The organism is Streptosporangium sp. NPDC002544, from assembly GCF_040295965.1.
Taxonomy (GTDB): domain Bacteria; phylum Actinomycetota; class Actinomycetes; order Streptosporangiales; family Streptosporangiaceae; genus Streptosporangium.
Map to the genome: position 1 here is coordinate 75,716 of NZ_JBEOWJ010000035.1, position 23,810 is coordinate 99,525.

Below are 23,810 nucleotides of genomic sequence, written 5' to 3' on the forward strand. Positions count from 1 at the left end.
GACCGGGCGCCGCCCGGCGGACGTTCACCGCTCACCCGCCGCTCGCGGCCCATCGCCCACCGCCCATCGGCGATTCCCAGCCTCGCGGCCGTCCGGTGCTCACCGCTCGTCCGCGAGCCCGCACCAGTCGATCGCGGTCAGCGCGTAGGTCTTCGCCGACTGCACCAGCTGGGCGATCTCCACGTACTCGTTCTCCGCGTGCGCGGTGTAGCCGACGCCCGGGCCGTACACCAGGCCGCCGATGCCCTTGCGGTCCATCCAGGTCAGGTCGCACACGCCCATGAAACCGGTCGTCAGCGGCGGCTGCCCGCAGGCCGCCGTGGTGTGCGCGCCGACCAGCGTCGCGCTCAGCGGGGCGTCGTCGGGCAGTGAGTACGGCGGCCAGAGCAGCTTCCACTCGAACACCGGCGGGTGCTCGCGCAGCCACGGGTCGGTGCGGCAGGCGTCCATGACCCGGGACTCGATCTCGGCCATGACCTCCTCGTTGGACCGGTCGGGGTGGTGGTAGACGCAGTACTCCACGACCAGCTCGTCGGCGAGGAAGAAGGGCACCAGGATGCCCGAGGGGTTGGCCCGCAGCACGCCGGGCAGCAGGTTGAAGTAGCCGGGCGGGAAGAGCGGGTGCCGGTTGTGCCGGGCCCAGTCGTCCTCCAGCGCGCGCAGCGCCTGGTAGACGACCCAGAACTTGTCGACGGTGTTGACGCCGAGCGCGTCGCCCTCCAGGGTCGGGTGCACGGTCATGCCCCGCAGCCCGGAGTGCGCGGTCTTGCCCTCCAGGGAGACGCTGAACCAGAGCAGGCCCGGCGTCACCGGCACCGACGCCGGCAGGGTGCCCGCCTGCCCGGACGGCTCGCAGACGATGGCCGCGTCCGCGCCGAACCCGGCCTCCAGCACCGCGGTGGTGCCCGCCTCGTGGTCGCCGACCTCCTCGCCGACGACGCCCTGCAGGACCAGGTCACCGGCCAGGCGCACGCCGGCCCCGCGCAGCGCGAGGGCCGCGTAGGCCGCGGCGACCAGGCCGCCCTTCATGTCCGTCGCGCCGCGCCCGATCACCGCGTCGTCGGTGACCTGGGCGCGGAACGGGTCGCCGCGCCACCGGTCGAGGCGGCCCGGCGGTACGACGTCGACGTGCCCGTTGAGCAGCAGCGACCGGCCGCCGCCGGCGCCGGACACGACGCCGCAGGCGTTGTCGCGGCCCCGCTCCACGGTGACCTTGGTGACCTCGGCCCCGGCCTCGGCGTACAGGTCGCCGAGCAGCGCGCTGACGTCGCCCTCCGCCCCGACGATCTTGTCGTACTCCTGGCCGGGATAGCGCGGGTTCACGCTGGGGATGGCGATCGCGTCGGCCAGGCTGGAGACCATCCGCTCGGCGAGCAGGTCGACCTGCTCCAGCACCCGGCGGGTCACGTCGTGTTCGGTGGTCATACGGTCTCCTTCGAGGTGGTGGGAAGGGGCTCCGGAGCGGGGGTGCGGGGCCGCCGGAGCGAGGTGAGGACGGAGTTCGCGATGCCGGCCAGGCCCTTGGGGGCGATCCAGAGCACCACGAGGATCAGCATGGCGATCACCATGTCGCGCCAGGCCCCGGCGTCCTGCAGCACGTCGGAGACCAGGGTGACGACCACGGCGCCGACGATCGGCCCGTAGACGCTGCCGCTGCCGCCCAGGAAGATCATGCTGAGCAGCAGGGTCAGGTAGCCGAAGCCGAAGACGTCGGTGCTGACCACGCCGTTGAGGAAGGCGTTGAAGCTGCCGGCCACCCCGGCCACGGCCGCGCCGATCATGAAGACGATCAGGTGCTGGCGCACCCTGGAGACGCCCCGGCTGGTGGCCAGCGCCTCGTTGTCGCGCAGTGCCAGCAGCGACATGCCCAGGGTCGAGCGGGTCAGCATCCGTACCAGCACGGTGACCGCGAACAGCAGCGCGGCGCCGAGGAAGTAGTAGCCGATCCGGCCGTCGGCCCGCAGGTTGACATCGCCCAGGCTGAGCCGGGGGATGCCGACGATGCCGTTGGATCCGCCGGTCAGGCCCGCCTGCCCGAGCACCAGGTAGATGCAGAGCTGGGAGAAGACGTACGTGGCCAGGCCCACGTAGATGCCGCGCAGCCGCAGCACCGGCAGGAACGCCACCAGCGAGGCCAGCAGGGCCGACAGCCCCGAGATCGGCAGGGCCAGCCACGGGTCGATGCCGGTGCGGGTGGCCAGGATGCCCGTGGTGTAGGCGCCGATGCCGAAGAACCCGATCTGGGCGAAGTTGAAGATGCCGGCGAAACCGAGGGTGAGGTTCCAGCTCATGGCGAGCACGCCGTACATCGTGAAGAGGATCAGCAGCAGCCGGGCGTGCGGGTCGGTGAAGACCAGTGGCAGGGCCACCAGGACTATCGCGTAGACCGGCCAGCCGGCCCAGGAGCGCAGGTTGGTCATGACGTTCACGCGCTCCTCACCCTGGTCCGCAGCAGTCCCTCGGGTTTGACCAGCATGATCACGATCATTGCGAGGAAGACCAGGACCGGGCTCCAGGAGAGCCCGAAGTAGTAGGTGGTGACGGCCTCGAGCAGGCCGATGGCGTACGCGCCGGCGATGGTGCCCGCCAGGCTGCCGGCTCCGCCGAAGGCGAGCACCACGAAGGCCCGCAGTAGCGGGTCGCCGCCCATGCCCGGGGAGATGAACTGCATGCTGCCGAGCAGCGCCCCGGCCACGGTGGCCAGGCCGATCGCGACCACGACCACGAAGACGTAGACCCGGCGGGGTGCGATGCCGAGCAGCTGGGCGTGCTCGCGGTTCTGTTCCAGCGCCCGTACGGTCAGCCCGATGCCGGTGCGTTTGAGGACCAGGGCCAGCAGGCCCACCAGCAGCGGGGCCAGCAGGATCGTGACGAGCTGGCTGCCCTGGGCGACCGCCCCGGCGACCTCGACGCGTGCGCCACCGAACGGCGGGAGCTGCTTGATCTCCGGCCCCCAGATCAGCTGGGCGCCGCTCTGCAGCAGCATCGTGGCCGCCAGCGTGGCGACCATCACCAGCATGTCGCCTCCTGGGCGCCGGATGAACGGGCTGACCAGCAGGAACTCGTAGGCCAACCCGATCAGCGCCATCGCCGCCACGGCGCCGAGCAGCGCGACCGCCACCGGCAGCCCGCCGGCGTCGAGCAGCGTCCAGGTCAGGTAGGCGCCGAACATCATCAGCGCGCCGTGCCCGAAGTTGAAGACCCGCAGCGTGGACCAGATCAGCGTCAGCCCCGCCGCCATGAGCATGTAGAGGCCGCCGAGGACGAGCGTGCTCGTCACGATGACACTAATGCCGTCCATCGGCGGTCCCTCCCAGGAAGAGCGACATCATCTCGTCGCGGCTGCGGCTGCCGTCCGACGCGCCGCTGTCCACCACGTCGCCGTGCAGGATGACGTGGTAGCGGTCGGTCAGGTCGAGCACCAGGTCCATGTCGCCGTCGATCAGGATGACCGACGAGACCTCGGCGCGGACCCGCACGATGCACTCGCTCAGCTCGTGCTTGACCTTCGGTGACAGGCCCAGCGTGGGCTCGTCGAGGATCAGCAGCGTGGGCCGGGCCATCAGGCCCATGCCGAGGCTGGCCATCTGGCGCTCCCCGCCGCTGAGCGTGCCGGTGAGTTGCCGGCGCCGTTCCTTGAGCTTGGGGAAGACCGAGAACACCTGGTCGATCCCGTCCCGCCAGGTCGAGGAGTGCCCGCTGGAGGACGCGGAGAGCCGCAGTGCCTCCTCCACGGTCAGTTGCGGGAACAGCCGCGAGCCCTGCGGCACGTGGATGAGCCCGCGCCTGACCAGGCTGCCGGGGGACTCGCCCCTGGTGTCCCGTCCGGCGAAGGCGATCGTGCCGGAGGCGGCCCGGTGCAGGTTGGAGACGCAGCGCAGCAGCGTGGTCTTGCCGTGGCCGTTCGGCCCCAGCAGCCCGATCGCCTCGTGCTGTCCGACGCGCAGCGAGATGCCGCGCAACACCTTCGCCTGGCCGTAGCCGGCGGTGAGGTTCTCCACGGTCAGCAGATCGCTCATCGCGCGGCCCCCGGTCCCAGGTAGGCTTCGACGACCCTCGGGTCGGACAGGACCTCGGCCGGTCGGCCGGTCACGATGATCCGGCCGCTGTCGAGGACCGCCATCCGGTCGGCGAGCGCCTCCAGCACCGACAGCACGTGCTCGATGATCACCATGGTGACGCCCGTGCCGTGCACACCGGCCAGCAACCGGATCAGCGCGTCCTGGTCGGCCGGGTCGAGGCCGGCCGCGGGCTCGTCGAGCAGCAGTACCGAAGGGCCGCTGACCAGTGCGCCGGCGATCATCAGGCGTTTGCGGTCGATCAGCGAAAGCCCGTCGGCCGGGCGGTTCAGATCGCCGCCGAGCTCCACCGCGTCCAGCGCCTCCCGGCACCGGGCGGGGTTCCAGCGCCTGGCCCTGCCCGCGCCGCCGTACGCCGAGCCGATACGGACGTTCTCCAGTACGCTCAGCGACTCGAAGACGGCCTCGGTCTGGAAGGTGCGCTTGAGACCGGCCTTGGCGATCCAGCGCGGCGAGCGGTTCTGGATCTCGTGACCGTCGAAGATCACCTTTCCGGAGTCGGGCCGGATCGGGATACCGGTGAGCAGGTTGAACAGCGTGCTCTTGCCCGCGCCGTTGGGGCCGGCCAGGCCGAAGACCTCGTCGCGCGTCACCGACATCGAGACGCCGTCGACGGCCCTGAGGCTGCCGAACGACTTGCCGACCTCGTGCGCGGCGAGGATGACCTGCGAGTTCCCGTTCACGACGCGACCTGCCCCGGCCCGCGCCAATCGCCCTGGGCGAGGAAACCGCCGTCGACCGGGAGCAGCACGCCGTTGACGAACGAGGCGTCCGGGGCGACCAGGAACGCGACCGCCGCGGCGATCTCGTCCGGTGAGCACTGCCGCCCGGCCGGCTGGCGGGCCGCCGCCGCCTCGCGCTGCCGCAGGGACTCCGCGGCGGCCTCGGCGTCGAGCAGGCTCCGCGAGTCGCCCATGTCGTTGTCGACGTAGCCGGGCAGCACGGCGTTGACCCGGATTCCCCGCGGGCCGCCCTCGACGGCGAGCTGCCGGGTCAGGTTGGCGATGGCGCCCTTGGCCGCGGAGTAGGCGGGGAAGGCCGGCAGGCCGGTGACCCCGAAGATGGACGACAGGTTGACCATGGCGCCCGCCCCGCCCGCGGCCAGCAGCGGGAAGGCCGCCCTGGCACACAGGAACGTCCCGGTGACGTTGACGTCCATGACCCTGCGCCACTCGGAGACCGGTACGCCGGTGACGCCGCCGCCGCTCTCCGCGATGCCGGCGTTGTTGACCAGGATGTCCAGGCCGCCGAACTCGTCCGAGGCCCGCGCGAACAGCGCCTCGACGCTGCCCTCGTCGGACACGTCCGCCGCCTGGAACACGCATGCGGGGCCGTCCCCCGACAACTCCAGGGCGGTACGTGTCCCGCGTTCCACGTCGACGTCGGCGATCATGACCCGCGCCCCCTCCGCGCGCAGGCGGTGCGCGATGGCCGCGCCGATCCCGCCCGCCGCGCCTGTGACCAGGGCGCGTTGCCCGGTCAGAGTGCTCGCCATCGCGATATCTCCCTCAATCTGCTGGTACTCGTGGTGTTGGTCGGCCGTGGTGGGCCGCGGCCGGGTGGCCGTCTCGGCCGGCCTGTCTCATCCGCCGGGCAGGCCCACCCCGTACGGCTTCATCCGGTCGACGCCGGGGGACCACGCTCCGCCACCGCGCCGCGCGATGCCGTTGGGCCGGGCGAAGTGCCAGGTGGTGGGCTCCTCGGTGACGACCTGGACGTCGAACCCGGCGGCGGAGAGGTCGGCTGAGGCCCCCGCGTCGCGCGTGTCCAGCCAGACGCGGTCGCCCTCGGCGTGGATCCTCGGCGCCGAGATCGCCTCCTGGAGGTCCACGCCGTCACGCCAGCGGGCGGCGATCTGGGCGACGGCGGAGATGATCCGCCGCCCGCCCGAGGCGCCGAGCGTCGCCTCGGCGTCCCCTGGGCCGGTCAGCACGACGGGGCTGACCGCGCTGAGCCCGGCCGCGCCCGGAGCGACGCTGGTCACCCGGCCGGGGCGGGGGTCGAAGTACATCATCCCGTCGTTCAGCACGATGCCGGTCTCCGGTTCCACCATGCGGGAGCCGAACAGGTCGAGCACCGTCTGGGTGAGCGAGACCGTCATGCCCTCGTCGTCGACCGCCGACATGTGCGAGGTGCACCCCGCCCTGGCGGAGCCGCCGGGAGGCGCGGGAGGGTTGTTCCCGCCCGCGATCCAGCGGGCCACCATCTCGTCGGCGTACTCGGGGGAGGCCAGCCGGGCCCAGCTCGCCGGACCCTCCTGGGAGGTGGTGACCTCGCGCAGCCGGTCCTCGAAGGCGTGGGACAGTACCCGCGCCCACAGGCGAGCCCCCGGATCCAGCCCACGCCGCCGGGCGGCCTCGACCAGCTGCAGTGCCTCGATCACCGAGATCACCCCGGTGGCGTGCGGGCCGTACAGCCGCATCGGGCCGATCTCGACGGGCAGGACCTCGGACTCGTCGGCGACATACCCGGCGAAGTCCTTCTCCGACAGCAGGCCACCGGCCCCGGTGACGGCCGTCGCGATCGCGCGGGCGGCCCGGCCCAGGTAGAACGCGTCAGGGCCGCCGGCGCCGATCTCGCGGAGCACCCGGGCCAGCCGGGGTTGGACGAGCCTGTCGCCGGGGCCCTGGGACGGGCCGCGCAGCGGCAGGCCGTCGGGCAGGAAGAGTTCCGCGGAGGAGGGGAAGGCCCGCAGCGTCCGGGCCTCGGCGCAGATCGCCGAGGAGGCGAACCAGTTGGTCTCGTGCCCCGCCTCGGCCAGTTCGATCGCCGGGGCGAGCACCTGGGCCAGTGGCAGGCGGCCGAACCTGGCGTGCGCCCGGCACAACGCGGCGACCGCTCCGGGGACGCCCACCGACAGCGGGCCGACGATGTTCGCGTCGTCACGCATGGCCGGCCAGTTGTACAGGCCGGTGCCGGTCGCGGACGCCGCCGGGGCGAACATCCGCGGGTGCGCCAGGCCCGGAGCCAGGATCGGGCCGCACACGACGGTCGCGGCCGGGGCGCCCGGCTCGCGCACCACCAGCCAGGCGCCGCCGCCGAGCCCGCTCATGTAGGGCTCGACCACTCCGGTGGCGAAGGCCGTGGCGACCGCCGCGTCCACGGCGCTGCCGCCGGCGCGCAGCATCGACGCCCCCGCGCGCGCCGCCCTCGGGTCGGGCGCGGTGACCATCCCGCCGGCTCCCCGGGGAGCGCCCGGCTCAGCCCTGCCAGGCATCGGCGATCTCGCTCAGCGTCGCGAACCAGACGTCGCCCGCCGCCAGCATCCGCTCGACCAACGCCTCCAGGACGAGCAGGTGGTGGGCTCGGCCGATGGTCTGCGGGTGCATGGTGAGCACGTAGACCGCGCCGGGAACCCGCTGGTGGGCGTAGTCGAAGATGGTGTTCCAGCGGTCTTCCATGTCGCGGTGGGAACCCAGCGGGGAGACCCCGGCGACGTACTCCACCGAGGGCCAGTCGTCGAGATACCACGACACGGGGATCTCCACGATCCGGCTCTCCGGGCCGAACTCGCTGGCCGACTCGTAGTTCACCGTGACCCGCCGGGGCCGGTACGGCTCGAACTCCCGGCCCATCAGCGAGCTGTCCCAGTCGAAGCCGAACTCCTCGAGCAGGCCCAGCGTGCTCTCGGAGAAGTCCCAGGCGGGCGAGCGGTAGCCGCGGGGGCGGCGCCCGACGACCTGCTCGTGCTGGCGCAGCGCGACCTCCATGAGCCGGCGCTCCTCGTCGGGCCCCAGGTCGGGCACGACCTCGTGGTAGCAGCCGTGCGCGGCGATCTCGTGCCCGGCCGCCAGGATCTGCTCGATGCGGTGCGGGAAGGTCACCAGGTCGTGGCCGGGGGTGGCCCAGGTCGCCGGCAGGTGGTTGCGGCCGAGCAGCTCCAGCAGCCGGGGCACCCCCTGCTCGGCGCCGAAGTCACCACGCGACAGGTAGGACGGCGAGGTGCGGCCCATGGTGCCCATCCAGGGGGAGTGGGCGTCGAAGTCGAAGGTCAGCGCCACGGCCATCCGCTTGCCCGGCGGCAGCGCCAGGGGAGCCGAGGTCACTTCTTCATCCACGGCGGGAGCTGGAAGGAACCCGACTTGTACTTCTCAGGGGCGATCAGCACCCGCTTCTCGTCCTGGAACTGGAAGGACTGCAGCGGCACGTAGTCGTCACCCTGCTTGGCCAGGTGCGTGGCCTGGTCGAACACGATCCGGCCGGAGGCCCGCTCGCTGTCGCTCTTGCCGATGGCGGCACCGATCGCCAGCGCGTCGTCGGGGTCGCCGACCTCGCGCAGCGCATCGGCGTAGATCATGGTCTCCACGTACGTCATCACGCCCTGCGGGTCGACGTTGTCGGTCCCGTACGCGGCCTGCCAGTCCTTCTGCAGCTGCGCGGCCGGCGGGTAGCTGGGCGAGGGCACCATGCCCGCGAGGTTGTTGAACAGCACGCCCTCGGCCTGCTGCTTGGTCAGCTCGAAGAACTGGGGCTGGTTGGGGCCGTACTGCATGAAGACCAGGGACTCGGTGGGCTTCTGCAGGAACTGCTGCAGGAAGCTGGCCTCGTTGGAGACCTGGTAGTCGGTGTTGACGATGAAGTCGGGGTCGGCCGAGCGGATCTTCCCGAGGACCGTGCCCCAGTCGTTGACCGTGCCGAACGGCACCTTCTCCTGGCCGGCGATGCTCCAGCCCTTGGCCTTGAAGTGCTTGACCAGGCCGTCGGCGATGTTCTCGCTGTAGGGGTTGTCGGAGCGGACGATGAACGCCGACTTGTTGCGCGGCTTCCACAGCCCCTGCTCGGCCCAGGACTCCGCCAGGTCGACCGGCTCGGTGCCGTAGGCGTCGTAGTCGGGGGTGATCGACCAGACCGTGGGGTACTTCGCCGGGTCCTTCTCGATGATGGCCTGGGTCTGCGCGGTGTTGCCGCCGATGAGGTAGACCTTCTCCGCCGCGGCGAACTCGTCGATCTCGAAGTTGGACGTGGAGGCGTAGCCGGTGACGACCGCCTTCACCGACTCGTCGTCGGTCAGGGTCTGCACGCCCTTGGTCACCGCGTCGTTGGACTGGCTCTGCACGTCCACGACCTTGAGCTTGAACGTGTACCCGTTGACGCCACCGGCCTCGTTGAGCTGCTTGATGGCCAGCTCGGCCCCCTGCTTCATGCCCAGGCCGTCGGATGCCAGGCCCCCGGTCAGCGGGGCGAGCAGGCCGATCTGGATCTCCTTCGCGCCGGCCGCGCCGCCGGTCTCCGCGGCGGAGGTGTCGGGGGAGGTGGAGGAGGAGCAGGCGGTGAGCGCCGCCAGGGCGCCGGTCACCGCGACGGCGGTGATCGCCCGGATGGGCGTCCGGGGACGGAGGAAGGGGGAACGGGCCACGGTGAAGCCTCTCTGCGTCTGTGGGACGAGGGGACGAACGCATGCGGGACATGCCGGAGGGCGTCACATGCCTGTTTTGCAACGTTCTGTCACTGTCGACAATTGAAACGTATGTTGCATCCTGCGGCAAAGGCTAGACCTGTAAAAGGTTTGTTACTTAAACTCGATCCGTCGTACCGCTCTGATCTCGTAAAACATGGATCAGCTCGGCGGCAGGGCCGTTCCGGCCAGGAAGCCTCCGTCCACGTCGAGAACACTCCCGGTGATGAAGGAGGAGTCCGGATCGGCGAGGAACACGCACGCCCGCGCGATCTCCGCCGGCGTGCCCATGCGGTGCACCGGCTGCCCGGCGACCAGTGCCGCCACGTACTCGGCCGAGAGCGCCACGGTGGCCGGGACCTCGATCAGCCCGGGGGCGACGGCGTTGACGGTGATCTGTGACGGGGCGAACTCCAGCGCCAGGACCCTGGTGAGCATCTCCACCGCCGCCTTGGACGAGCAGTAGTGGGCGGCGCCCACCCGGGCCGAGCGGGCCGCACCGGAGGAGACGTTGACGATCCGGCGCCCGCCCCCGAGGGAGCCGGAGGTACGGGCGAAGGCCTGCGAGGCCAGCATCACGCCGCGGACGTTGACGGCGAACACCTCGTCCCACTCCGCGGCGGTCATCTCGAGGACCGGGGTGTTCGGATAGACCCCGGCGCAGTTGACCAGCACGTCCACCCCGCCGTGCAGGGCGGTCGCCTGCTCGAAGGCGGCGGTCACCGACCCCGGGTCGCGCACGTCCAGGCGCACCGCCGAGGCCGCCGCCGGTGAGCCGCCAGGGACGGCGGCGAGTTCCGCGGTGACTCTCGCCGTGCGCGTCTCGTCGAGGTCGGCGACGACGACCGTCGCCCCCGCCTCGTGGAACGCCCCGGTGATGCCCCGGCCGATGCCCTGGGCTCCGCCGGTGACCAGGACGACCGTCCCGTTGAGCCTGCCGGGAGAGAAGCTGTCCGTCATGGGATGCCTTCCGGTGATGCCGGGCGGGAGCGGCCTCCCGCTGGCTCGACACATATGACCTGGGCGTTTCTGTCGGGGCTACCAGGTAACACGCATGCTAAGTTTCATTCCGCCGTCTTGACCATACATGTGAACCATATGTTTCACTTAGGGCGGCCGGGACGCGAGGTGCGGACCGGACTGGGAGGAGAGAGCCGATGACGACAGGGACCGCCTTCGTGGCGACCTGTGACCTCGCGGCCCAGGTGCGGGGCCGGGCTACCCCGGTGGCCCGGCTGGACCAGACGTTGCGTACCGGAGTGGGGTGGGTCCCCGCCGATCTGGCGCTGACCTGTTTCGGCCACCTGGCCGACGACAACGTCTTCGGCTCGGTGGGCGACCTGAGGTTGCTCCCCGACCCCGCGACGGCCGTCGACCTGCCCGCCGACGGTCCGGTGCCGGGCACCCGCCTCTACCTCGCCGACCAGACCGGCCTGGACGGCAGCCCCTGGCCCGGCTGCCCGCGCGGCTTTCTCGCCCGCGCGCTGGCGGACCTGAGGGAGATCGCGGGCCTTGAGGTGAACGTCTCCTTCGAGCACGAGTTCATGCTCGGCGGCCAGGCCGAGGCGCCGCCCTTCTCCTTCCAGCGCCTGCGCGGCGCCGAGCCGTTCGGCACCGACCTGGTCGCGCTGCTGGAGACGGCCGGGCTGGAGCCGGAGAGCTGGCTCCCCGAGTACGGGGACGGCCAGTTCGAGATCACCCTGCGGCCCGCCCCCGGAATGGTCGCCGCCGACCGGGCGGTCCTGCTGCGCGAGTTCGTCCGCGACCTCGCCCGCCGCCGGGGGCACTCGGTCACCTTCGTCCCGCTGGCCGACCCCGCGGGCGTCGGCAATGGCGTCCACGTGCACTTCTCGCTCCGCGAGGTCGGTGGCGGCCCGGTGATGTTCGACGCCGGAGCACCCGGCAGGCTCTCCTCGACCGCGGCCAGGTTCGCGGCCGGAATCCTGCGGCACGCCGGTGCGGTGGTGGCCGTCACCGCGCCCAGCGTCGGCTCCTACCTGCGGCTCACCCCGCACCGGTGGAGTGCCGGCGGGGTCTTCCTCGCCGAGCGCAACCGCGAGGCGCTGCTGCGCATCGCGCCGACCGTCGAGATCGGCGGCGCCGACCCCGCGGGCCAGCTCCACCTGGAGTACCGGGCGGCGGACGCCACGGCCAACCCGTGGCTGGTGCTCGGCGTCCTGATCCGCGCCGGCCTCGCGGGACTGGCCGGGGCCGAGCCCGCCCGGGTGTGGCCGGAGACCGCGACCGAGGCCGACCTGGCCGGAGAGCCCGCGCTCCCCGGCTCCCTGCCTGAGGCCCTCGCCGCGCTGGAGGCCGACGAGGTCGCCCGAGGCTGGTTCCCCCACGAACTGCTCCACACGTTCCTCGCCGTGCGACGGGCCGAGCTGGCCTGCGTCAAGGGACTGCCCGACCACGAGCTCTGCCGGAAGGTCGCCGATGTCTACTGAGAACTTCTCCGGGGACGCGGCCGGCGACCTGGAGAGCGTGCTCGCCACCCTGCCCCTGGTCGACCACCATGTACACGGTGCCTCCTCGGGAGACCTGGGCCGCGGTGAGTTCGAGACGCTGGTGACCGAGTCCGACCGGCCGATCCCGGCGTTCATGACCCAGTTCGACTCCCAGCTCGGCTTCGCGATCCGCCGCTGGTGCGCGCCGGTCCTCGGCCTGCCCGCCCACGCCGCACCGGAGGAATACCTGGCGCGCCGCACCGAACTGGGCGCCGCCGAGGTGAACCGGCTGCTACTGGCCGCCAGCGGCATCGGCCGCTTCCTGCTGGAGACCGGTTATCGGGGCGACGACGTCCTGGACCCGGCCGGGATGGCGGAGGCGTCGGGGCGGCCCGCGCACGAGGTGGTCCGCATCGAGCGGGTGCTGGAGCAGGTGGCCGCCTCGGGGGTCTCGGCCGCGGAGCTGCCGGGCCGCTTCCGCGAGGAGTTGGAGCGCCGCACCGCCGACGCCGTCGGCCTCAAGAGCATCGTCGCCTACCGGCACGGCTTCGCCTTCGACCCGGCACCACCCGGTGACCGGGAGGTCGCCCTGGCGGCGGACCGCTGGCTGTCCGCCGGTGAGGCGAGCGGCCAGTGGCGGGTGGACGACCCGGTGCTGCTCCGCCTCGGACTCTGGGCCGGGGTGGAGCGCGGGCTGCCGCTGCAACTGCACGCCGGTTACGGGGACCCCGATGTGGAACTGCACATGTGCGACCCGCTGCTGCTCACCCGCTGGCTGAAGCTCATCGAGCCGCACGGCGTGGACATCCTGCTGCTGCACTGCTACCCCTACCACCGCAACGCCGGTTATCTCGCGCAGGTCTTCCCGCACGTCTACTTCGATGTCGGTCTCGGCGTCAACTACACCGGCAGCCGGTCGGACGCGCTGATCGCCGAGTCGCTGGAACTCGCGCCGTTCGCCAAGATCCTGTTCTCCTCGGACGCCTGGGGTCCGGCGGAGCTGCACATGCTGGGAGCGCACCTGTTCCGCCGCGGGCTCGGCCGGGCACTGCGCGGGTGGGTCGACGCCGGCGAGTGGGCCGAGGAGGAGGCCGTCCGGGTGGCCACCATGATCGGTGTGGACAACGCCCTGCGCGTCTACGGTCTGGACCCGGCCAAATGATCGAGCCTCTTGCCTTCGGCTCGGCCGCCGACTCCGTCGAGGCCAGGCTCCGGGCGGCACTGGAGCGCCGGCTGCCCGCCGCGACGGAGCTGCGCCGCCGGCTGCACGCCCACCCCGACCTGTCGGGGGAGGAGGGGCCGACCCGCGACCTGATCCTGGCCGAGCTGCCCGGACGCCCGGTGGACGCGGTGGCCGGTACGGGCGCGCTGGTGCGTGTCGGCGGCCCTGGGCCCGCGGTCGCGGTACGGGCCGAACTCGACGCGCTGGCGGTGACCGAGCGGACCGGCGTCGACTGGGCGTCCGGGAGGCCGGGCCGCATGCACGCCTGCGGGCACGACGTGCACCTCGCCGCCCTGGTGACGCTCTGCCACGCGGTCGGTGACACCCCCGGCGCGCCCCCGCTGGTCGCGATGCTCCAGCCGCGCGAGGAGACCTACCCCTCCGGCGCCCACGACATCGCCCGGTCGCCGTCGCTGGCGGAGCACCAGATCACCGCCATCATCGGTGCGCACGTCCAGCCCACCCTGCCGCGAGGCGAGGTCGCGGCCACCCCCGGCACGGTGAACGCCGCCGCCGACGAGTTCACGGTCGTGGTCAGGGGCCGCGGCGGGCACGCCGCCTACCCTCATCTGACCAGCGATCCGGTGCTCGCGCTCGCGCACGTCGTCGTCGCCCTGCAGCGGGTGGTCAGCCGTGACGTCGACCCGACCAGCTCGGCGGTCCTCGGCGTCTCCACGCTGGCGGCCGGCAGCGCGGCCAACGTCGTGCCCGACGAGGCCACGGCCGGCGGTACGGTCAGGGCGCTGAGCGAGCGCATCCGCGACCAGGTGCACGCCCGGCTGGAGGAGGTCGCGGACCTGGTCGCGCGGGCCCACGGCTGCGAGGCGAAGGTGAGCATCACCCGGGGGGAGCCGGTCCTGTACAACGACTCCGGGCTCGCCACCCGAGCCGGTGCCCACCTGACCCACCTGGGCCTCACGCTCTCGCGGCCGCTGCTCTCCTTCGGCGCCGACGACTTCTCCTACCTCTCCGCGGTGCTGCCCGGCCTGATGATGTTCGTCGGGGTCGGTGACGGTACGGACGTACGCATGCACAGCGCCGATTTCCTGCCCGGCGACGACGCGGTACGCGATGTCGCGCTGGCCATGCTGGCGGGTTACCTCGCGGCGGCGGAGAAGATGTAGCCGCGAAGGACGCTCAGCCGGCGGCGTGTTCCCAGTAGGGGTCGCGGTAGAGCATGACCGAGGTGCCGCGCAGGAGTTCGTCGGGGGCGGAGAGCAGCACGAGTTCGCCCCTCGCCTCCAGGGTGCGCAGGACGTCGCGGACCCGTGGGCCGACCGGCAGCCGGCCCACCGGGAGGTTGAGGGTGTCGCGGACCAGGTCGGCCACCTCGGAGAGCCGGAACGGCTTGGTGAAGCCGGCGATGAGTCCGCGGACGAACTCGACGGTGATCACCGTCTCGGCCTCGGCGTGGGCGAGCTGCCAGGTCAGCTGCGCCCTGCGCCGGCCGGTTCCGGCGCAGGCCGTGCACTGCTGGGAGAAGTCGGGCACGATGTTCTCGACGGTGCTGCCCAGGCAGGTGGTGCACTGGTTGGTCTCCGACGCGTGCAGCTCGGCTGCGGCCCTGTCGGCCAGTGGCCTGCCGCACAGGCAGAGATAGACCCGGAACCCGCCGCGTACCAGGACGAGGTCGTCGGCATCGTCGGGTATGTCTTCCCAGAGCGCGGTGATCGTGTGGATTCTCATCGTTGTGCGACTCTACCCATTTCACCGCAGTGCGACAGGGACCAGTCTCATCGGAGCGCTCCACAACCACTCCTCGGTGATGTAGGTGGAGGTCAGCAGCGTCATCAGGCCCAGGGTGCGCTCGGTCGCGGTGGAGGGGTGGGCGCCGCAGTCGCCGAAACGGCACATCCACAGTTCGACCATGCTGCTGTCGGAGAGCTGCTCGTGCACCGAGGGCCGTCCGGCGGGGAGCCCGTCCCGCCAGATGTCGACGGACGCGCTGGCGAACGGGAAGGCCCCGGCCAGCACTCCGCCGCCCGAGGTGACGGCACGGCCGACCCCGTCGTGCACCGGCAGGATGCCGTCGGACTGGAAGAGCACCACCCCACCCCCCGGCGGGCTGGCCACCCGCAGGACCTCCACAGGGGAGGCATGCTCGGCGCTCCACAGCTCGCCGGTCGAAAGCGGCGGGCACGACTCCGGCACGGCGCCCAGGCGGCGGATGACCTCCTCCTCGGTCACCTCGCCGACGAAGGCGACGCACAGTCCCTCGTTGTAGTCCTCGTAGGAGAACATCATCGCGTCGACGGTGTCCTGGAGCTCGCGGAGCCTGGGGCTGACGGTGGGAGCCCCAGGCAGTTGGGCGAACAGGTCGGCCAGTTCGGTGAAGAGCGCCTGGGAGCCGGGGGAGCGGCCCGCGATGCACGGCCGCCAGGGGTCCGCGCCCGCGGCGAGCAGGACCCGCACGGCGTCGTCCCAGCCGTGGCGCACGGCCTCCCAGAGCGGGGTGGCGCCGTCGGCGTCGACGGGGTCGACCTCCGCGCCCGAGGCCAGCAGCAGCTCTATCACCTGGACGGCACCCTCCTGGGCGGCCCGGTGCAGGGGCGTCGTGCGCAGCCACGGTAGCCACTGCCCGGGATCGAACCCGCTCGCCAGTCGCCGGCGGATCCGCGCCAGGTTGGTGTCGCACCACGCGTCGACGTCCTCGGCCCACTCGTTGTCGCTCACTTCATCCCATTTCGTGGTATTGAGTGAATCCAACCAGGTCCGGACGACAGTTTTCGATCAGTGCCTCGCGGGAGAGCCGGTCGGCGGCGCGGGTCGTCTCGGGAAGGCGGTAGCGGGGTGTCAGGTTCAGCACGTTGTGGCAGGCCGTGGCGAGGTCGACACGGTGTCCCACGGAGACGAAGACGGGCTTGACCCCGTGCCGGGTGCGCAGCACGCGGCCGACGACGTCGCCGTCCAGCGTCAGGTCGGCCCACGAGCCCCGCTCGGGCGCGGGCGTGGGATAGGTGCCGACGAAGGCGGTCTTGCCGACCCCGATCGTGGGCAGTCCGGTGAGCACGCCGAGGTGGCAGGCCAGACCGAAGCGGCGCGGGTGCGCCAGGCCGTATCCGTCGCAGACGACCAGGTCGGGGGTCACGGAGAGCCGTTCAAGGGCGTCCAGCAGGGCGGGAACCTCCCGGAAGGCGAGCAGCCCGGGGACGTAGTCGAAGGCCACCCTCCCGCTGACGGCGACCTCTTCGACGATCTCCAGCGTCGTCCCGTCCAGCACGGTCACCGCCGCCGCCAGCCGGTCCCTGTCGTAGGCGACGTCCACTCCCGCGACCCTGGCCGGACTGCGGGGACCGGGGCCGGTCAGGTCGAGCAGTGCTCTGAGCTCGTCCTGGATGGCTTCGGCCTCCATGACAGTGCGCGGCATTTGTACCTTCATAACTACATGATCGCTACTTTTACAGTATGACGTTATATTTTGGGACTGTTCGTCTTCTTTGGTGACCGGTGAAGTCGCCGTGCGGCGTCCCACCCCCAGCGGTGCCCTCCGGTCCCGGGTTCTCATGCTGCCGGGCGGGTCCTGCCCATGGTGTGACGGGAGCGGTGGCGGAGCCGGGATCGTTCCTCATGATGCCTTCCGGTCCCCGTTCGTCGCGACGCTGGGCGGCTTCCGCCCAAGGCGTGACGGGAACAGCCGCGGAGCCGAGATCGTTCTGCAGGCACTGGCGACTTCAGGAGCGTGGGCCGCATGGCGGGCAGCAGATCGATCGGGCGTCTCCTCATGGGCGGGCTGGCACTGGCCGCCGCCGGATGGGCGTTGAAGGACATCCCCGCGGAACTCGGGGGCAGGGCCAGGGGGGAGCGGCTGGAGCGGATGCGCCGCTCGCCGCAGTTCCACGACGGCCTCTTTCGCAACTCCACGCCCGGCGTCTTCGTACCCTCGCCGCAGAGCGCGCGGGAGATCGCCTGGAACATGCTGCACAACCGCGAGGAGCGCCGCCCGGCCACGCCGGTCCCGGTGGTGACCGCACCGGCGGGCGGGCCGTCCCCGACCGGGCTGAGCGTCGTCTGGTACGGTCACGCCACCGCGCTGCTGGAGATCGAGGGCCGCCGCGTGCTCGTCGACCCGGTGTGGAGCAGGCGCGCCTCGCCCTCCCAGCTGGTCGGCCCGCGGCGCCTGCACCCGATGCCGGGGCCGCTGGCAGGCCTCCCGCCGCTCGACGCGATCGTGATCTCGCACGATCACTACGACCACCTCGACCGTGCGACGGTACGCGGCCTGCTCACGCTGCAGACCGCGCCGTTCCTGGTGCCGCTGGGGATCGGCGCCCACCTGGAGCGCTGGGGCGTGCCCGCCTCGCGGATCGTCGAGCTCGACTGGGACGAGGAGGCGAGCGTCGCGGGCCTGCGGTTCGTCGCGACCGCCGCCCGTCACTTCTCCGGTCGCACCCTCAACCGCAACGTCACCCTGTGGGGCTCCTGGGTCATCGCCGGCCGGGAGAGGAAGGTCTTCTACGCCGGTGACTCCGGGTACTTCGACGGATACGCCGGGATCGGCGCCGCGCACGGCCCGTTCGACCTCACGCTCATGCCGATCGGCGCCTACAACGCCGCCTGGCCCGACATCCACATGAACCCAGAGGAGGCGGTCAACGCCCACCTCGACCTGGGCGGCAGGCTGCTCCTCCCGGTCCACTGGGCGACCTTCACCCTGGCCACGCACCCCTGGGCCGAACCGGTCGACCGTCTCTGGCGCGAGGCCAAGGCCCGTGACGTCCGCCTCGCCGTCCCCCGCCCGGGTGAGCGCGTCGACACCGCCGACGTCCCGCTGCTGGAGAGCTGGTGGGAACTGCTGCGCGGCGGCGAGACGGGCCGCCGGCCGCGACAGCCGTCGCTCCCTCCCTCCCCGAGACTCTGAGCGACGAGCTCACCCACCGCTGCTCCGGCGGCCGGGTGCGCCTGACGGCCGCGACGGAGGTTCAGGCCATCGCGGTTCTCGTTGACAGGCGAGTGCGGACGACGAGATCGTGCACCGCGTCCGCCGACGGCGCGATGTCGGGAAGGCGGGAGGCGTCCCGCGCCTCCTCCAGTTCCCCGGTCAGCCGGGTGACGTCGCCCGCCAGTCGTTCCGGTTCCGGCGCGTCCGCCGGCAGCGGGCCGTGCTCGGCGGAGCGCTTGGCGGCGATCAGGTCACCGAGATACGACGGCCCGCCGGAGAGCCGGGTGAGGTCGGCCTCCAGCTCTCCGGTGCGCATCAGACGGATGCCGGTGAGCAGCACACGGAAGGTGTAGAGCAGCGGCTTGAGCTCGCCGGAGCGCTCGAACAGCCGCCACTGGGTGCGGGCGAATCCCAGGTAGTGGTGGGCATGGTGGCGGGTGACGCAGCCGGGGGCGACGGCGATCATCTCCCGGTGGACCGGCGAGGTGGCCACCACCAGCGGGGAGAGCAGCTGTTCCAGCACATAGCCGTTGCGGCGCAGCAGCAGGCGGCAGAACTTGGCCAGGTCGTGGGTGACCAGGTCCACCTCGACACCGTCGCGCACCCAGGAGCGGGTGAGGGTCTCGCTTCCCGTCCGCAGGCCGACCACCTCCTCCAGCGGCAGCAGGTGAACACCGCGCAGGTCGACGTCGGAGTCGGTGGAGGGGAAACCGTACAGGTGCGCCCCGCTGATCGTGGCGAAGGCGGTCGGGTGTGTCTGCCCGGCGGGGATCTCGGCCAGCCAGGACGGCAGGGTCACGGTCACAGCGCCGCCTCCCTTGTGCTCGCCAGATATTCGTCCACGCGCCGCCGGTCGGGTTCGGCCGGCAGCGTGCCCGTACCGTCGAACCTCGCGGTCAGCTCGGAGCGCCAGCGGTCGACCTCGTCCCAGGAGAGCTCTCCCCGCCGTACGGCGAGCAGCCGGTCGCGGTGGGCGTCCATCCGGACCAGGGGCTCGCCGTGGCGGATCAGGTGCAGGCCGCTGATCAGCAGGCGGACCATGTGCATGGCCTGCTTCCATCTGGGACGCTCGGGGTCCAGCCGGCGGAACTGGGCGTTGGCGTATCCGACGAAGGTCTGTCCGGCTCGTCCGGAGACGAAGGCGTCCCGGATGGAGAGCAGTTCCTCGCCCGCGGCGGTGGCGTGCTCGACGATCGGCGACCACAGACACTCCAGGACCGTCGGGTTGGCCTCCAGCGCGAGCGCGCAGAACCGCTCGACCTCCCACGAGAACTGCTCGGGCAGCGGTCCCTCGACATGCGTGGGCGGTTTGGCCAGCCGCCAGAACAGCCGGGTCGGCGCCACGAAGACCCCGCGCCGGTCGACGTCGGACTCCTCGCTCTCCAGCCCGTATGCCCGCGAGCCGACCACCACCGACAGCACCGAGTGATCCGGGACGTACCGTACTTCCATCCGCACAGCCTGCCAGGCCCGGGCCCGGCGCCGGTACGGGTTTTCCCCGGCGCTCATCGACCGGGTGCGGCGTGCCGGCGAGCGCCTCCCGAACGGATCCGGTGGTCGGTGCGCGCGTCAGTACAGGTTCTCGCGGGCGTCGATGCTCAGGTCGTCGTCGATGAGCTTGGCCGACCACTCCAGGTCCAGCTGCTCCTTGAAGATCCGGCCCAGCGTGGGCCGCGCCCCGCGGTCCGGCCACCGCTCCGGCTGCCAGAGCGCCGAGCGCCGGAAGGCCTTGGCGCAGTGGAAGAAGCACTCCCGTACCTCGACGCTGACCGCCAGGGTGGGAACCTTCCCCTTCACCCGCAGGCCTTCCATGTACGGGGCCTGGCTGACCACCCGCGCCCGCCCGTTGACGCGCAGGGTCTCCTCGGTGCCCGGCACCACGAACAACAGGCCGACCTGCGGGTTGGTGACGATGTTGCGCAGGCTGTCGAGCCGGCGGTTGCCGGGCCGCTCGGGGATCACCAGCGTGTGGTCGTCGAGGACCAGCACGCCGCCGGGTTCCTCGCCGCGCGGGGAGACGTCGCAGGTGCCGTCGGATCCCGAGGTCGCCAGCAGCAGGAAGGGCGAGGTGGCGATGAAATCCCGGGCGTGCTCGTCGAGGTGACCGATGTCCTTGCGCAGGACGACCTCGCCGACCTCGCCGACGATCCGGCGGAGTTCTTCTTCCGAGTCGACCGTGACGATCGTGCCGGTCTCACCGGTATCGAGGGAAGGCATGAGGTAAGGCTAGCCTTCCTCGAATCTTGCCTCAACGGCATCCCCTCCTCCACCGCGCCGGACGCGCGCGGGCGTTCCGTGACCGGGGCGTCGACGTCCTCCCGTCCGGTCCGTGACGTCCGGTGGGCGTATGGCACCCCATGAACGGCAGTGGCCCCCCATTCACCGAATACGCCGCGGAACTCGTGCTTAGCGCGAGATAGCCGCCTATTCGTTATATCTTCGATCTTGCAGGTCAAGATTGCTTCGAAGGAGATTGACCGGAGTTGTCAGATTTTAGCGACCCTCTGGGAGCTTCCTCCGATGAACAGATGGAAGACGATCATCGTCGCGCTGGCGGTCATCCTGCCGGCCGGTGTCCTGCCGGCCGCCGCGTCACCCGCGGTGGCCGCCCGATCCGCGGCCCCCCTGATAGAGAACGGCGAGACCCAGCCGGTCTACTCGCGCGCCGACGCGCTGACCGAGACCGTGTTCGTCGAGGTCGCCGGGGTCGACAGTGACGCCGACGGGCTCCCCGACCGGGTCGCCGTCGACATCATGCGGCCCAAGGAGACCGACTCCGGGATGAAGGTCCCGGTCATCATGGAGGCCAGCCCCTACTACGCGGGCGGCAACGACGTGCCCAACCACGTCGTCGACCTCGACGGCTCCGACCCCGCGGGCATGGAGTACCGGCGCAACAAGTTCAACGACCTGCAGGACGAGATGTTCGGCGACGGCTCCGACGTGGCCCGCGCGGTCGCTCCGCCCTTCCGCGGCTACTACGACAACTACTTCGTGCCGCGCGGCTACGCGATCGCGCTGGTGGAGAACCTCGGCTCGGGCCGGGCGACCGGCTGTCCCACCACCGGCCTGGACAACGAGACCGCGGGTCCCAAGGCCGCGATCGACTGGCTCAACGGCCGCGCCCGCGGATTCGACGCGGCCGGCAACGAGGTCAAAGCCGGTTGGTCCACCGGGAACGTCGGCATGATCGGCGTCTCCTACAACGGCACGCTGCCCAACGCCGTCGCCGCGACCGGGGTCAAGGGCCTCAAGGCGATCGTGCCGATCGCGGCCATCTCCTCCTGGTACGACTACTACCGGGCCAACGGCGGGGTGCTGGCCCCCGGCGGCTACCAGGGTGAGGACGCCGACGTGCTCGCCCGCTACGTGCTGACCCGTCAGAACGCCCAGCAGGCCTGCGGCGCGCTGATGGACCGGATAGAGAAGGACCAGGACCGGGTCACCGGTGACTACTCCGACTTCTGGGACCGGCGCAACTACCTCAACGACGTGCGCAAGGTCCGCGCGGCGGTCTTCCTGGTGCACGGCCTCAACGACTGGAACGTCAAGACCAAGCAGGCCGTCCAGTGGTGGGACGCCCTCGCGAAGCGGAACGTGCCCCGCAAGATCTGGCTCCACCAGGGCGCGCACTTCAACCCGTTCTCCTTCGCCGGGCGCAACGCCGAGTGGCTGCGCCAGCTCCACCGCTGGTTCGACTTCCACCTGTACGGCCTGCGCAACGGCATCATGGACGAGCCGCAGGCGGACGTGGAGTCGGGTCCGGGGCAGTGGGCGCAGCACGCCTCGTGGCCGCTGCCGGGCACCCGCGACGTACGGCTCCAGCTGGCCGCCGGGCAGGACGGCCGCAACGGCACCCTGGGCGCCGACCGCCCCCGAGGCCGCGCCGTCGTCGAGTCCTTCGTCGACCAGAGCACCCGCGGTGCCGATCAGCTCGTCGAGAACACCGAGAGCACCGACCCCAACCGCCTGGCCTACCTGTCGAGTCCGCTGGCCCGCGACGCGCGCCTGTCCGGCACCCCGGAGGTCTCGGTGCGGGCCGCGTTCAAGGGCGGGCGCTCGCCATACCTGACGGCGCTGCTCGTCGACTACGGCACCGACGCCCGCGCCTACGGCGACGTCGCCTACGGTGCCACCCAGGTCTGCTACGGCCAGGGCGTGCCCGGCGACACCGGTTGCGCCCGGCTGGCCGAGCACGTCACGGTGACCGCCCCCTACAAGATCATTACAAGGGGCTGGCTGGACGTCCGTAACCGCGACTCCGCGGCCAGGACCGAACTGCTGCGCGAGGACCGCTTCTACGACTTCCGCTTCGACCTCCAGCCCGGCGACTACGTCGTCAAGGCCGGTCACCGGATCGGCGTCGTGCTCATCTCCACGGACCGCGACTTCACGCTGCGCCTGCCCCCGGGCACCGCCGTCTCGGTCGACCCCCGCGCCAGCTCGGTCACCCTTCCCCTCGTCGGCGGCCGCTCCGCCCTCTAGGGTCACGGCCTCGATCCGGATGAGCGGGCACGTTCCCGGCGTACCTGCTCATCCGGATCGGGGAAGCCGTCGCTCCTGGCGGGCCGTCGTGTCCATCGAGCGTCCCGGGTGGGGGGAGGGGGTCGGGGCCCGTCTGAGGGATGACCCTGGCATGTCCCTGACATCGGCTCGCGGGTCTGCCGCCGGGCCCGGCCAGGGCCTAGCGTTGAGGGCATGGGACGAATTCTTCTGATCGTGGCGGCCGTGGTGATCGCCTTCATCTTGCTGGGCTCGGTTCTGGGCTTCCTGTTCACGCTCCTCAAGTGGGCTCTGATCATCGGCCTGGTGGGCGTGGTGGTCATGTTCGCGAGCAGGCTCTTCCGCTCCTCGAACGTGCGCGACTGACCGACGCCCGGTGAGCCCGGCGGCCGCCCACCGGCACCCCTGTGTCGCCGGTGGGCGGGCGGACGTCTCCGGTCAGTCCTGGGACACCTGCTTCAACTGGAGCTCGTCGAGCAGGGCCCGGGTCGCGGCGGTCACCGCGTCCACGGCCCTTTCGAAGGCCTCGGCGTTGCGCGCCGAGGGGGAGCGGAAACCCGACACCTTGCGGACGTACTGGAGCGCGGCGGCTCGTACGTCGTCGTCGGTCACGTCGCTGGCGTAGGGCTCACGGAGAGTCTTGATGCTGCGGCACATGACAGGACGGTACTCCGTCCTGTGCTTCTCACGGTCCCGCCCGGCCATCCCGGCCGCGGGCCGCACCGTCGTCGCCGAGCCGGTCGCCGGCCGCACCGTCACCGGGCCGGGCCGAGCCGGGCCGAGTCAGGTCGCCGGCAGACCGTCACGCTCCCCCTGGACCGCGTCGGCGGCCAGCACGGCGTCGAGGAGGCCGGGAAAGAGCGTGTCGAGGTCGTGGCGGCGTAGCGCGTTCATCTTGGCGGTCCCTTGGTAGACCTGGCTGATCACACCCGCCTCGCGCAGCACCCGGAAGTGATGTGTGGTGGTCGATTTGGTGATCTCCAGCTCGATCGCCGAGCAGGGGGCACCCTCCCCCTCCCCCAGTCGCCGCAGGAAGCGTACGATCCGCAGGCGCATCGGGTCGGACAGCGCGTGCAGCACGCCCTCCAGCCGGATCTCCTGGCAGGCGGGGTGCGCCAGAGCCCTGACGGACGAGGTCGACACGGCGGCTCCCTTCCTGGAGATCGGTCCGATTGTACGAAAGGAATCGTAGTTTGACATCTATCGTAGTACGTCGATTATCGTACTAGAGGGTTGCCGGAGCACCGCCGGACGCCTCCGGAGAACGCGATCCCCCGAAGAAGGA

Annotated in this window: 24 protein-coding genes; 6 read left to right on the forward strand and 18 right to left on the reverse strand. The window is 71.5% G+C overall.

The window, feature by feature from the left end; all coding sequences use genetic code 11:
- Nucleotides 1-99: 99 nt before the first annotated feature.
- From ABT061_RS38595 to ABT061_RS38640, 10 genes are all read right to left on the reverse strand, one after another.
- A complete protein-coding gene (locus tag ABT061_RS38595) occupies nucleotides 100-1,425 on the reverse strand; it encodes an ArgE/DapE family deacylase (protein ID WP_350927508.1) in 1,326 nt (441 codons plus the stop codon).
- Complete coding sequence (locus ABT061_RS38600; protein ID WP_350927610.1) at nucleotides 1,422-2,420, reverse strand: branched-chain amino acid ABC transporter permease; 999 nt, start codon at nucleotides 2,418-2,420, stop codon at nucleotides 1,422-1,424. The genes ABT061_RS38595 and ABT061_RS38600 overlap by 4 nt, the downstream gene beginning before the upstream one ends.
- 5 nt (nucleotides 2,421-2,425) lie before the next feature.
- A complete protein-coding gene (locus ABT061_RS38605; RefSeq protein WP_350927510.1) occupies nucleotides 2,426-3,301 on the reverse strand; it encodes a branched-chain amino acid ABC transporter permease in 876 nt (291 codons plus the stop codon).
- Nucleotides 3,288-4,019, reverse strand: coding sequence for an ABC transporter ATP-binding protein (locus ABT061_RS38610; RefSeq protein WP_350927512.1), 732 nt, complete (start codon nucleotides 4,017-4,019; stop codon nucleotides 3,288-3,290). Before ABT061_RS38610 ends, ABT061_RS38605 begins: the two co-directional genes overlap by 14 nt.
- On the reverse strand, nucleotides 4,016-4,762 hold the full coding sequence (locus ABT061_RS38615) for an ABC transporter ATP-binding protein (RefSeq protein ID WP_350927514.1): 747 nt from the start codon (nucleotides 4,760-4,762) through the stop codon (nucleotides 4,016-4,018). Before ABT061_RS38615 ends, ABT061_RS38610 begins: the two co-directional genes overlap by 4 nt.
- On the reverse strand, nucleotides 4,759-5,574 hold the full coding sequence (locus tag ABT061_RS38620) for an SDR family NAD(P)-dependent oxidoreductase (protein ID WP_350927516.1): 816 nt from the start codon (nucleotides 5,572-5,574) through the stop codon (nucleotides 4,759-4,761). The genes ABT061_RS38615 and ABT061_RS38620 overlap by 4 nt, the downstream gene beginning before the upstream one ends.
- An 87-nt stretch (nucleotides 5,575-5,661) precedes the next feature.
- Nucleotides 5,662-7,251 (reverse strand): gamma-glutamyltransferase family protein, encoded by a 1,590-nt coding sequence (locus tag ABT061_RS38625; protein ID WP_350927518.1) that lies wholly within the window; start codon nucleotides 7,249-7,251, stop codon nucleotides 5,662-5,664.
- A gap of 28 nt (nucleotides 7,252-7,279) precedes the next feature.
- Nucleotides 7,280-8,125 (reverse strand): polysaccharide deacetylase family protein, encoded by an 846-nt coding sequence (locus ABT061_RS38630; RefSeq protein WP_350927520.1) that lies wholly within the window; start codon nucleotides 8,123-8,125, stop codon nucleotides 7,280-7,282.
- Nucleotides 8,122-9,435: an ABC transporter substrate-binding protein gene (locus ABT061_RS38635; protein WP_350927522.1), complete on the reverse strand. Its 1,314-nt coding sequence runs from the start codon at nucleotides 9,433-9,435 to the stop codon at nucleotides 8,122-8,124. Before ABT061_RS38635 ends, ABT061_RS38630 begins: the two co-directional genes overlap by 4 nt.
- 201 nt (nucleotides 9,436-9,636) lie before the next feature.
- A complete protein-coding gene (locus ABT061_RS38640; protein ID WP_350927524.1) occupies nucleotides 9,637-10,434 on the reverse strand; it encodes an SDR family NAD(P)-dependent oxidoreductase in 798 nt (265 codons plus the stop codon).
- A 197-nt stretch (nucleotides 10,435-10,631) separates the two neighbouring features.
- Between ABT061_RS38640 and ABT061_RS38645 the strand changes: the two genes are divergently transcribed.
- Genes ABT061_RS38645 through ABT061_RS38655 form a run of 3 tightly spaced genes read left to right on the forward strand, consistent with a single transcriptional unit; the run spans nucleotide 10,632 to nucleotide 14,267 of the window.
- Nucleotides 10,632-11,921 carry a glutamine synthetase family protein gene (locus ABT061_RS38645; protein WP_350927526.1) on the forward strand — a complete coding sequence of 430 codons (1,290 nt, stop codon included), beginning with the start codon at nucleotides 10,632-10,634 and terminating at the stop codon, nucleotides 11,919-11,921.
- Nucleotides 11,911-13,083 carry an amidohydrolase family protein gene (locus ABT061_RS38650; protein ID WP_350927528.1) on the forward strand — a complete coding sequence of 391 codons (1,173 nt, stop codon included), beginning with the start codon at nucleotides 11,911-11,913 and terminating at the stop codon, nucleotides 13,081-13,083. Before ABT061_RS38645 ends, ABT061_RS38650 begins: the two co-directional genes overlap by 11 nt.
- Entirely contained in the window at nucleotides 13,080-14,267 is a 1,188-nt protein-coding gene (locus ABT061_RS38655) for a M20 metallopeptidase family protein (protein ID WP_350927530.1), read from the forward strand. Before ABT061_RS38650 ends, ABT061_RS38655 begins: the two co-directional genes overlap by 4 nt.
- A 13-nt stretch (nucleotides 14,268-14,280) precedes the next feature.
- Here ABT061_RS38655 and ABT061_RS38660 read toward each other — a convergent pair whose 3' ends face one another.
- Genes ABT061_RS38660 through ABT061_RS38670 form a run of 3 tightly spaced genes read right to left on the reverse strand, consistent with a single transcriptional unit; the run spans nucleotide 14,281 to nucleotide 16,510 of the window.
- On the reverse strand, nucleotides 14,281-14,829 hold the full coding sequence (locus ABT061_RS38660) for a hypothetical protein (RefSeq protein WP_350927532.1): 549 nt from the start codon (nucleotides 14,827-14,829) through the stop codon (nucleotides 14,281-14,283).
- A gap of 21 nt (nucleotides 14,830-14,850) precedes the next feature.
- Nucleotides 14,851-15,816: an ankyrin repeat domain-containing protein gene (locus ABT061_RS38665; RefSeq protein ID WP_350927534.1), complete on the reverse strand. Its 966-nt coding sequence runs from the start codon at nucleotides 15,814-15,816 to the stop codon at nucleotides 14,851-14,853.
- A gap of 1 nt (nucleotide 15,817) precedes the next feature.
- On the reverse strand, nucleotides 15,818-16,510 hold the full coding sequence (locus ABT061_RS38670; protein ID WP_451935398.1) for an endonuclease V: 693 nt from the start codon (nucleotides 16,508-16,510) through the stop codon (nucleotides 15,818-15,820).
- 321 nt (nucleotides 16,511-16,831) lie between these two features.
- On the opposite strand from ABT061_RS38670, the gene ABT061_RS38675 reads away from it, so the two are divergent.
- On the forward strand, nucleotides 16,832-18,001 hold the full coding sequence (locus ABT061_RS38675; RefSeq protein WP_350927538.1) for an MBL fold metallo-hydrolase: 1,170 nt from the start codon (nucleotides 16,832-16,834) through the stop codon (nucleotides 17,999-18,001).
- A gap of 61 nt (nucleotides 18,002-18,062) precedes the next feature.
- On the opposite strand, the gene ABT061_RS38680 is transcribed toward ABT061_RS38675, so the two are convergent.
- The 3 genes from ABT061_RS38680 to ABT061_RS38690 form a co-directional block, all read right to left on the reverse strand.
- Nucleotides 18,063-18,827, reverse strand: a complete 765-nt coding sequence (locus tag ABT061_RS38680; protein ID WP_350927540.1) for a nucleotidyltransferase domain-containing protein — start codon at nucleotides 18,825-18,827, stop codon at nucleotides 18,063-18,065.
- On the reverse strand, nucleotides 18,824-19,474 hold the full coding sequence (locus tag ABT061_RS38685) for a nucleotidyltransferase domain-containing protein (protein ID WP_350927542.1): 651 nt from the start codon (nucleotides 19,472-19,474) through the stop codon (nucleotides 18,824-18,826). Before ABT061_RS38685 ends, ABT061_RS38680 begins: the two co-directional genes overlap by 4 nt.
- A gap of 117 nt (nucleotides 19,475-19,591) precedes the next feature.
- Nucleotides 19,592-20,239, reverse strand: coding sequence for a pyridoxamine 5'-phosphate oxidase family protein (locus tag ABT061_RS38690; RefSeq protein WP_350927544.1), 648 nt, complete (start codon nucleotides 20,237-20,239; stop codon nucleotides 19,592-19,594).
- Nucleotides 20,240-20,542: 303 nt separating this feature from the next.
- Here ABT061_RS38690 and ABT061_RS38695 point away from each other — a divergent pair, with 303 nt between their 5' ends.
- Nucleotides 20,543-22,507 carry a Xaa-Pro dipeptidyl-peptidase gene (locus ABT061_RS38695; RefSeq protein WP_350927546.1) on the forward strand — a complete coding sequence of 655 codons (1,965 nt, stop codon included), beginning with the start codon at nucleotides 20,543-20,545 and terminating at the stop codon, nucleotides 22,505-22,507.
- A 213-nt stretch (nucleotides 22,508-22,720) separates the two neighbouring features.
- Nucleotides 22,721-22,891: a hypothetical protein gene (locus ABT061_RS38700; RefSeq protein ID WP_169750237.1), complete on the forward strand. Its 171-nt coding sequence runs from the start codon at nucleotides 22,721-22,723 to the stop codon at nucleotides 22,889-22,891.
- 72 nt (nucleotides 22,892-22,963) lie between these two features.
- On the opposite strand, the gene ABT061_RS38705 is transcribed toward ABT061_RS38700, so the two are convergent.
- Together ABT061_RS38705 and ABT061_RS38710 are read right to left on the reverse strand one after the other, a co-directional pair.
- Nucleotides 22,964-23,182 carry a DUF2277 domain-containing protein gene (locus ABT061_RS38705; RefSeq protein WP_350927548.1) on the reverse strand — a complete coding sequence of 73 codons (219 nt, stop codon included), beginning with the start codon at nucleotides 23,180-23,182 and terminating at the stop codon, nucleotides 22,964-22,966.
- Nucleotides 23,183-23,308: 126 nt separating this feature from the next.
- Entirely contained in the window at nucleotides 23,309-23,668 is a 360-nt protein-coding gene (locus ABT061_RS38710) for an ArsR/SmtB family transcription factor (protein WP_350927550.1), read from the reverse strand.
- Nucleotides 23,669-23,810: the final 142 nt, after the last annotated feature.